This is a genomic window from Oleiphilus sp. HI0128 (assembly GCF_001635365.1).
Genome location: NZ_LWGG01001360.1, coordinates 1 through 10,259, shown reverse-complemented (window position 1 = coordinate 10,259; position 10,259 = coordinate 1). Strand labels below are relative to the sequence as shown.

At 45.0% G+C, this 10,259-nt stretch carries 7 protein-coding genes; 3 read left to right on the top strand and 4 right to left on the bottom strand.

Annotated elements, in window-relative coordinates; translation table 11 throughout:
* Positions 1-80: 80 nt before the first annotated feature.
* The 3 genes from A3763_RS22580 to A3763_RS22570 all read left to right on the top strand — a co-directional run bounded on the left by A3763_RS22580 (position 81) and on the right by A3763_RS22570 (position 5,351).
* Positions 81-818: a 16S rRNA (uracil(1498)-N(3))-methyltransferase gene (locus A3763_RS22580; RefSeq protein WP_068514899.1), complete on the top strand. Its 738-nt coding sequence runs from the start codon at positions 81-83 to the stop codon at positions 816-818.
* Positions 819-909: 91 nt separating this feature from the next.
* Positions 910-2,193, top strand: a complete 1,284-nt coding sequence (locus tag A3763_RS22575; protein WP_068514895.1) for an efflux RND transporter periplasmic adaptor subunit — start codon at positions 910-912, stop codon at positions 2,191-2,193.
* 2 nt (positions 2,194-2,195) lie between these two features.
* Positions 2,196-5,351 (top strand): efflux RND transporter permease subunit, encoded by a 3,156-nt coding sequence (locus A3763_RS22570; RefSeq protein ID WP_068514892.1) that lies wholly within the window; start codon positions 2,196-2,198, stop codon positions 5,349-5,351.
* Positions 5,352-5,475: 124 nt separating this feature from the next.
* Here A3763_RS22570 and A3763_RS22565 read toward each other — a convergent pair whose 3' ends face one another.
* From A3763_RS22565 to A3763_RS22550, 4 genes are all read right to left on the bottom strand, one after another.
* Positions 5,476-7,122 (bottom strand): hypothetical protein, encoded by a 1,647-nt coding sequence (locus A3763_RS22565; protein WP_068514890.1) that lies wholly within the window; start codon positions 7,120-7,122, stop codon positions 5,476-5,478.
* A gap of 11 nt (positions 7,123-7,133) precedes the next feature.
* On the bottom strand, positions 7,134-8,477 hold the full coding sequence (gene traF, locus A3763_RS22560; protein ID WP_068514887.1) for a conjugal transfer protein TraF: 1,344 nt from the start codon (positions 8,475-8,477) through the stop codon (positions 7,134-7,136).
* A gap of 173 nt (positions 8,478-8,650) precedes the next feature.
* Positions 8,651-9,979, bottom strand: coding sequence for a YihY/virulence factor BrkB family protein (locus A3763_RS22555; RefSeq protein WP_156495270.1), 1,329 nt, complete (start codon positions 9,977-9,979; stop codon positions 8,651-8,653).
* Positions 9,980-9,985: 6 nt separating this feature from the next.
* Positions 9,986-10,259, bottom strand: a 274-nt coding sequence (locus A3763_RS22550; protein ID WP_156495269.1) for an Hpt domain-containing protein, incomplete at its 5' end; no start/stop codon positions are given.

Sequence of the window (10,259 nt, the reverse complement as noted above, 5' to 3'; positions counted from 1 at the left end):
ATATCATCATTATTCATAATAGGCTGCCTTTTAAATAAGGAAACTCTCTTTACTTAATCACTGAGCTGGTAAAACGCACGATGCGCATTCCGAATATTTATGTTGATCAGCCTCTCGAAGCATCCTCTAATACCGTAATCGAGGGCCAAGCAGCGCAGCACCTTTTAAAAGTGCTTAGAATGAAAGCTGGTGACCAGCTTAGGCTTTTTAATGGCGACGGTAAGTTCTACCCCGCTACCATTCAGGAAACTAGCAAAAAGTCTTTCGCTACTAGTATCGGCATCGCTGAAAATGCTGTCAGTGAATCTAAACTTAAGACCCATATCGGCCAGGTCATGTCTCGGGGTGACCGAATGGACTACGCCATCCAAAAGAGTACTGAGATGGGCGTTAATGCGATTACACCCTTAGATAGTGAGCGCTGCGAATTGCGCCTTAACAATGAACGTGCAAGCAAACGTGTTCAGCACTGGCAACAGGTTGCAATTAGCGCTGCTGAACAATGTGGGCGCGCAACGGTGCCGACCGTCCATCCGATATTGAATGTCGATGACTGGGTTCAGCAACAATCATCTAAGGGCTTGTCTTTGGTTTTACACCACAGAGACCGCCAACGTTTATCTGATATCTCCCCCGCCCCTGGCCATGTCAATATTCTTATTGGTCCTGAAGGGGGGTTAAGTGAAGCTGAAATCAGCATGGCCTGTGATAATAAGTTTATCCCAAGCACCTTCGGCCCAAGAGTATTGCGTACAGAAACAGCCCCTGTAGCGTGCCTGGCATTGCTTCAGTGGCTCTGGGGGGACTTTAATACCTAAGCTGCTCTAGCCAAGTGAAAGATTAAAAATACTCAGATTAGACTCAAGATTACTTAAGCTTTTATTCCTTTAACACTGTGGAATCAACACAATGAACACATTCCAGAACCTCCGCCAAAAGCACAGCTGGTTTTTACCTGTCATTATCCTAGCGGTGGCAGCCTTGATCATTTTTGCGCTCGTCGTTTCTAAGCCCAAACCACCCAAAAAAGAAACAAAAGAAAAGGAATGGCTAGTATCAAGCATCATACTTAAGGAAACCCAGGCGCAGCCTCAAGTCGAACTATTGGCACGGGTTGAATCGCCTTTCGACTCAACATTAAGCGCTGCGATCACTGCCGACGTAATGCAAGTTCCAGTGCGAGAAGGAATTAGCGTAAAAATGGGCGACCTACTGGTCCAACTCGATGCTCGCGAAATCGAACTTACCCTGGCACAGCGGCAAGCTGATATTAATGAGCTAGATGCTCTAATCGATGCAGAGAAGCTACGCTTTAAAACCGATCAGGATTCTCTGGTTGAAGAAAAACGATTACTAGAAATTGCCGAGCAAGCACTGGCCCGTCAGGCAAAACTAAAAGCTTCTAACCTGGTCGCACAGGAACGCTACGATAGTGCCGAGTCTAGCCGTGCTCAGCAAGCTTTATCCGTCAATGCCCGAAAGCTAAATATTGCCGACCACCCTAATCGTTTAAAGCAGCTTCAAGCTAAAAAAGTACGAGCCCTCACCTTGCTGAAAGACGCAGAAATCGATGCTGAGCGCGCTCAGATCAGAGCCCCTTTTGACGGTATTGTCACAAGTGTTAAGGTCGCTCCGGGTGAGCGAATACAAATGGGACAAGCACTGGTTTCTCTCTACGACCGAAAGAATATGGAGCTCCGCGCTCAAGTACCCGACAAATATCTGGCACTTATTAGTGATGCACTGCAACAGGGTATCAACATCCAAGCCACGGCACTTAGCCATCAATCAGAAATACCATTACAACTTCTGCGCTTATCTGGCCAGGCAAGTCTCAGCAATGGCGGTGTCGATGCTCTATTTAGACCTGCTAGCGAAGAGCATAACTTGATTCTAAACAAAGCATTACGATTACGCATTGATATGCCAGCACTAACAAACGTATTCACTCTACCCGTGTCGGCAATCTATGGAACAAATCGAATTTATCGTATTGAGGAGGGACGGCTTCAATCGCTAAATATTGAAGTATTAGGAAAACAGCTTTTAAGTCTTAGCACGAATTCTGCAAATGAAGAGACTCTTCAAGACAGAGTCATTATTCGTAGTAAGCATCTAGGCGATGGCGATAAGGTCACAACAACCCAGCTCCCCAATGCAATTTCCGGTCTAAAAGTTAAAGAGCGTAGCTAAGAATGAGCATTGTAAATCACGAACAAAACCCAGGTGATCACCGCTCAGATTTAATTGGCCGCTTTGCTCAACATAAAGTAGCAGCCAACCTGCTCATGCTGATTATGCTGCTTGCAGGTGCGGTATCACTAATCAAACTTAACACTCAGTTCTTACCAAACTTCGAACCCGACTACGTCATCGTCCGCGTTACCTGGCCAGGTGCCAGTGCAGAAGATGTGGCCAAGTCGATTGTCACACCGCTAGAACAGCAGTTGCGCAATCTAGATTACGTGAAAGAAATGCGTTCGACGTCTTATCAAAGCGCTGGCGTCATCGTCCTGGAATATGATGAAGGCAGTGATATGGGCTTGGCCCTCGACCAAGTTAAAGAATACGTTGACCTGGTAAGAAACCTTCCCTCTGATTCTGAAACGCCCGAAGTATCAAAAGTTTCGTTAAATGAGGACGTTGCAACCATCATTCTTTCTTCGGATGGCACATTAGAAGAACTACGCCCACTTGCCTACCAGTATGAAAGAGAACTACTAGACAGAGGCGTTGCAAAAGTCGAGTTTATTGGCCTGCCATCTCAAGAGATAGCCATTCAGGTTGATAGCAAACAGATCAGCGCATTAAAAATGTCACTTCCCCAACTCGGCCAGCAAATACTCAATGCCAGTCAGGATATCCCAGCAGGTACCAGCGGAAAAAGTGAAGCAGCCAAAGAACTTAGAAGCATTGAACAGCGAAGAAGTGAAAGTGGCTTTGAACAGCTGGCCATACTAAGCGGAAGTTCTGCCGAACCCATTAAGCTCGAAGACATCGCGGTGGTGCAACAACGTAATAAAGACAATCAAATAGAGGTCTTTTATCAAAACAGGCCTGCTGTTTTGTTACGAGTTCTTCGCACCCAGTCTTCCGACACTTTGAAAGCAGCTGAGACTCTTAATAACTGGTTGGCTGACACAAAGCCCCTACTCCCTCAAACTGTTCAGTTACACGCTTATAATGAAGCCTACGTACTAATTGAGGACCGTATTAACCTGCTAATCAAAAACGGCCTAGGCGGCTTGATTCTAGTGGTCAGCATCCTATTCATATTCCTCAATGGTCGTGTGGCCTTTTGGGTTGCTGTCGGTATCCCAATATCATTTATGGGCACACTTGCAATACTCTACCTCGTTGGCGGCAGTATCAACATGGTCAGCATGTTCGCGCTAATCATGGCGCTGGGCATCATTGTCGATGATGCAATTGTTGTAGGCGAAGATGCCCTCACTCACTATAGCAAAGGTGAAAACCCTCTACGTGCTGCTGAAGGCGGTGCTCGCAGGATGTTCGTGCCAGTCTTATCTTCTTCGCTGACAACCGTTTCTGCCTTCCTGCCATTGATGCTCATTAGCGGCATTATCGGCAACATTCTGTTCGACATTCCACTAGTAATTATCTGTGTCATTATCGCCTCTGTAATTGAGTGCTTTCTCGTCTTACCAGGTCATTTAAATCATTCCTTTAAGCGCTCCTTTAAAGCCAATGCAGCGGGTTCATATCGGGAAAAAATCGATCAAGGTTTTAATCGCTTTCGGGATAATTTCTTCCGCCCTTTATCCGAAAAATCGATCGAGAATCGAGGCGTTATTCTTTGTCTATCCGTCGCGATCCTGGCTGTCAGTATCACTCTGATTGCCTCGGGCCGGGTCAAGTCAGACTTCTTCCCCCAACCTGAAAGCCATATATTACTTGGCAACGTTAAGTTTGCTTCAGGAACACCGCCTGAAAAAGTACGCGAGTTCGGCCTTCACATGGAGCAAGCCTTGCAACAAGCCGATGCAAAATTCGCCAAGGAACAACGCATGGGCGATGCTGATAGCCTGGTCGTTCATAGTGTTCTTAGGATTAACCAGGCCAGCTTCGATGGTGGCCAGAACTACTCCACGGGTGAACAATATGCTTCCGTTCACGTAGAACTTTTAACACCAGACGCTCGCGATATAAGAAACCCCGAATTTATTGAAGCCTGGAACGATTTCATCGACCAACCCGATGGCGTAGAGCAGCTGAGCATATCTAGCCCACGAGGTGGTCCACCGGGTAAAGACGTCGATATATTCCTCACTGGGCAAGCGACTTCGGTACTCAAACAAGCGGGTGAGGACCTGGCGACCAAGCTAAAAACCTATGTCGGCGTGCGTGATATCCAAGACGACCTACCCTTTGGTAAAAACCAATTTATCTACTCACTTACGCCTCTGGGAGAAGCGCTTGGCTTCACCGTCTCGGATGTTGGCAGACAATTACGAGCGGCCTTCGACGGCCAGCTTTTACAAGTATTCTATGACGAGAATGAAGAGATCGAGGTTCGGATTATTCTTCCCGATGAAGAGCGCAACTACTCTCGTATTCTCGACAACTTCCCTCTCGTTACACCCTCTGGTGATATTGCTCAGCTAAGCAATGTCGTCACCTTGACCCATAGAAAAGGCTTAGAACTGGTTAGGCATACTGAAGGTAAGCTTGGTCTGCACGTCACCGCCAGCGTTAACCCCGACTTAAATAATGCCAACCAGATAATCGCCGAGCTACAAGAAGAGTTTTTACCTAATCTGTCCATCGAGTACGGTATTAAAATAGACTTGAAAGGCAGGGCTGAAGAACAAGCCCAGACCGGCAAAGATATGATGCTAGGCGCAGCCATAGGCTTTACCTTAATCTATATTATCCTGGCGTGGGTATTTGGTTCCTACTCTTGGCCTGTCGCAGTATTGCTTGCGATCCCTCTTGGAATATCGGGTGCGATACTGGGTCACTGGCTGCTAGGCATTGACCTAACCATGCTCTCTTGGTTTGGCTTTTTTGGCCTATCAGGCATCGTTATCAATGATGCGATAATATTGGTCACCTTCTATCGAGAGTTACGAGAACAAGGCCAGCCCGCCAAACAGGCTATTGTCGATGCTTCATGCCTGCGACTCAGAGCGGTTATGCTGACCTCTTTGACGACTGTTGCTGGCTTATTACCGCTTCTGTTTGAAACCTCACTTCAAGCTCAGTTCCTGATCCCTATGGCTGTCAGTATTTCATTTGGCCTGGCATATGCGACGATTCTTATCTTGTTTGTTATTCCAGCTTTAATTTCGCTTATTGAAGAGTTTAAAGATAAGCGAGCCGCTAAATAGAAAGTATTGGATATTTTAATTGCATAAAAAAGTCCGGCCCCATCATTAGGGCCGGGCTTTTCTTTTCCCTTCAGTTCAGCTCAAATACTTAAACCGAACTAAGTCTCTTAGAGCCTATTCAGGACTAAGACAAATCATTCGATAAGTTATTTAATCGAGCTTGACAGTCTTCGTGAGAATTCATCTGAGCAGAATCACCATCAACCGCTATATCCTCTAACGACTGGTCCGTATCCCATGTACGTGACTCTCCGGTATAGGACAGGCTAAAAATGTTTCGGCTACTATCTTGACCACGACTAATCAATGTAAAGTCAAAACCACCTAATACATTAAGGATAAGACGACGATCATCAATAGCGGTCCATTCTCCCGCATCGAATAATGCACCATCCGTTTCTAAACTACCGTCATTACCTTCATCCGAAAACTGGCCGTCAAAGGCGCCGTCTTCAGAATAGCGAATACACAGCTTCAACTCACCAGTACCGGTTAAGTTCTCATCTTCTTCAAACAAAATGAGCGCAGCACCTTCAACATTATCTTCGTCATCACTGTATTCAACAAACAATTCCTTGCCTGCTAAGTCGCCAAACGTCACGCCGCCCGTGACACTGACACCATCATAGTCAATTGTACCAGCAGAGAAGTCGACACCCACTAAGGTGCTAAAATCTACGTCTGTCCCGTCGCCAATTGCATCATATAGCGGACCACCAACATCCAGCGCTTCATCAATAGCATCGTCGATTAGAGCCGAATCCTCATCATTGATCATCTGAGTCACGACCATTTCAACACCGATCATTCTAGCGCGAATACTATCAGCATCGACCGCATCTGGGTCACTCGGACTTGAGGGGATCGCAGCATTAACCAAGCCAAGAATATCCGCCACATCGGTTAAAGCTGCCGTTCTTTCTGCACCGCTTATTTGGTTAGAAATTGAATCATCGTCTTCATTGTCATTATAAGTGTCAATAATTTGCTGATTAACCGCATCAAATACCGAAGCAATCATCGTTGAATCAATTGCAGAACTACCCGCTAATTGGTCAGCGAATTGCTCATATATAAAGGTTGAAGAGCTATCTGGAAAGAAGCTTTCTTCACCAAATACGTCATACTTTTCCTCAAAAACATCTGCAAAGATGACTGCAATCTTATGTAATAAATAGGCTTTATTTGCAGCCTCGGAGTTAAAGTCAGAGCCTGATAAGAAGTCGTCATCAAGTAAACTCGGATCAGAAATCAAATTCCCTAGGGTCGCACTCCCCCCTTCAACCATCACAGAGCTTAAAGGCGTAATCATCTGATCAGGAATTTTCCCATCAACTTCAGGTGAAACGCGTGCAGATAGTTCACCAATGAAAGGTTCGCCCGTAAAGATGTCAAACCCGCCATAGGTTCTAAGCACCACTTCGTCTGGAACATCACCTTTTAGCTGCAAGCAATATTTTTCTGTCGCAGCTGATTCACAATAGTTAGTTGTACCGTCACTCGATGTAGTAAAGAACCCTTCACTATCTGTCGTAGCTGAAGGCTCACCAGCATTTTGTCGCCCATCTTCATTGATATCAGCATAAACAGTTGCACCAGCTAGGTACCCATCAATTGCTACCCCAGATATTGACGTTCTTTCTACAGGTGAACCATTATCAGGGTGGTCAGGACTACTACAACCAGAGGCAATTGCTACCGCCGCAGAGAGTGCCGCAATCTTAAATCCCTTACTTGCGCTTAGATAACTATGTTCGTTTTTAATTCCCATCTTTCACTCTCCTAAAATTTTTCTTCAATACCAATGTTAAAGCCAATATAACGAGGAACTTCTTGACCGTCATGCTCGATCGTATCCAAGCTACCTGATAGATCTAGGTTAACCATTCCAAATAAAGTGGTACCTACCCCTAATGTTGTTAGCTCACTCCCAACCAGGTTCTTGGCAGCACCAAGTCTAAGTGTCGGAATAATGTAACTGTTCGGGAAATAGCTTACTGAGCCACTTAATATCTGACTTTCACGTCCAACTAGACTAAAGGCAGAATTAACATCATATGCACCTGAAATTAAAAACTGACGGTCTTCTGTAAAAAAAGCACCTTCAATAGTAGTTTGAGCATTTAAGACGGCGGTTTCTTTCAGAGAAATCTCATCCGAAAATGCCTGAGCAGCCAAACAGTTTTTCTGACGTAAGCCGCTCAAAGAGCCACAATTAACGCCAATTTCGCCATACTCAAGCTCAGGCTCATTAATATTGGCAATGGTCAAACCTACCTGCCCGTTTGGAAAGGTCCATATTGCTCCGACATCAACACCTACCGCGGTAACCGTCGCGTTATTTTCTTCAAACTCATCCATAACGACATCCATGATGTCATCATCTGAATCGTCTGCAACACCTTCAAACGAAACAACCTGTTTATTCAAGACCGCATGATAAACGTTTACATTGACGCCACCATACAGCTTTGAATCCAACACCGGTGGTTGCCATACTTCTCGGCTATAGCCGACGGTACCCGTTACAAGACCTGCAGCTTTTACGTATAAAGAGCTATCGGTCGATAAACTCACGTCGCTACCTGAATTCTGTATTTCCATCGGCGCATCTAAAAAGATAATATCTGTTAGCAAACCCGCACTAACATTTAGACCAACAACACCACCAAGAAAATCACTGCGAACAGCAATTGGAGCTAAAGGTGCCTCAAACCCTAGGTTCCAGGCAATATTCATTTTCTCGCCTAAAACGGGTAGCAAGGCGTCAAATTTATCTTTTGCGTCCAAAGCTTGATCAAGTGTTAGATTCTCGCTATCCAGAATTTCCTCAAGCTCTTCAATATCATCTTCAACGTTATTTAAGTCGCCTAACTCTAAACCAAAGCCTAGTGAGCTAAAGTAGCCTAAGCGAAGGCTTTCTTCATCGCCAACCAACAACTCTCCCGAAGCAGGATTATTCCCCAACGCTAATAATGAATTAGGATTAGTAGTTTTACCTAAGGTTAGAATCGCCCCCGGCTGATGCCCTTGATATCCTGCAACTGCATTGACTGCACCACCAAATAAGACCGCAAGTGCGATACCTTTAACCAGTTTACTTTTTTGTATGCTCTTCTGCTTCATGCTCATTATCCTTCGCTATTCACACAACCTATCCGATTTAACCGCTTTCTACTCGTCTGTCATACCTGTTATTATTAGACGGAACAACCCGGCAAGTTAAACACCCCAATTTTCTCTTTTGCTTTTGTCGCTTTCGCACGCTAGCCCTAAAGATAGTTCAAACAAGGCTTCATTCAACTATTGATTTGTTTCGCCTTGATTAAGTCTCGTAACAAAACATTATCGAAACTTTTATTGATGTCTTGATGAAGTTTGTCTGCGATGTCGCTAACTTCTGGTGAAAGCTTGATATGCTTATATTTCCACATACTTTCATGCCCTCTCAAAGCCCGTAATATTTGAGCTACACTAATCTGATCTGTGGAATGGCCTGGCACTAACATATCGGCCTTTTCACCCGCAACAATAAGTAGGCCGCCTGCAATCAACTTATCGATAATTTTTCGGCTCGCAACCGCTGGGATCGTATGTAGATGTTCGATATCTACTTGAAGAACCGGACTTTCTGTTGACTCAAACCTACGTGCAATATTCACCATAATATCGAGCCCAACTTTTTCGCTGACCTCCGGAGAAGGATCTAACTCCTGCTCCTTTGTGATATGGCTTTCATGTTGGTGATAAAACGCAATACTCGACCCTAGCAGTAAAATTAGCCAGTTTACGTACAACCAAATCAGTAACAAAATACCGACGGCAAAACCGGAATAGATCGCATCGTACTTAGACGAATTTACGACGAAGGCCGTAAAGAGAATGCTTGAAGCCTGCCACGCACTTCCACCCACGACACCGCCCACCAAAGCACTTTTAAAGTTAACTCGAGTATTTGGCATTAGAATATAAAACATGGTAAATGTCAGAATAATCATAAAGAAAGGCATCAGTTTGGTCATCATTAAGATCACCGTGCCAAAGGGTTCAATTGAAGCGATACTTTGAACCAGGCTGGAATTCATTGTTGACGCGGTTAGACTAATAGCAGCAACCACCAAGACTGGACCAACCAGCACAACGATCAGGTAGTTACTGAAACGCTGCCCCAAGGAACGCAATTCCGGTGCGAACCAAATCGTATTAAATGCCTTTTCTATCTTCTGGATTAGGGAGATAACCGTATAGAACAATATAATAAAACCAAGAAAGCCCAGTACACCAACCTTCATATTATCGACGAAGGACAAAACACTATTATGTATTTCGATGCCTTTAGCCCCCATCGGTTCAAGGAAGCTATAGAGCATCGGGGTAAAACGGTCTTGTACATTGAAAGCTTTCAAAACTGAAAAGCTCAAGGCCAGCATAGGGACAATCGAAAGAATCGTCGTATAAACAAGACTCATTGCGTGAAGCGTTATTTGCCCGGTAGCGATATCACGGATCACAACATAAAGAATTCGAAGGGCGTCCCGAAGCAAAGACATAAGGGGATTCATTGAGGGCTTTGGTGAGGCTAAAAGCCAGGCTTCAGCGTCCTTCCATTGATCTAGCAAGTTTTTCAAAATGACCTACCCTGTCGTGACAGCATCAATCTCACAAATCAAAGCAGCTAAGCCAGAGATTACCTCTTCCGCAAGTAAACCCGGAGCTTCACCTAGATCTATTTTATGCTGAAGATCAGCAGCCTTCGCCGATAGAGATGACGCTCTGATATTCCCGGCACTGCCTTTCAAGCCGTGAGCAAGGCGTGACATTAACTCTGTATCGCCCTGCTGCTGAGCATTTAGAAACTCTTCTTCAAACGTCACAAAGCTACCTTTGAAAGAGGACAATACCTGCTTA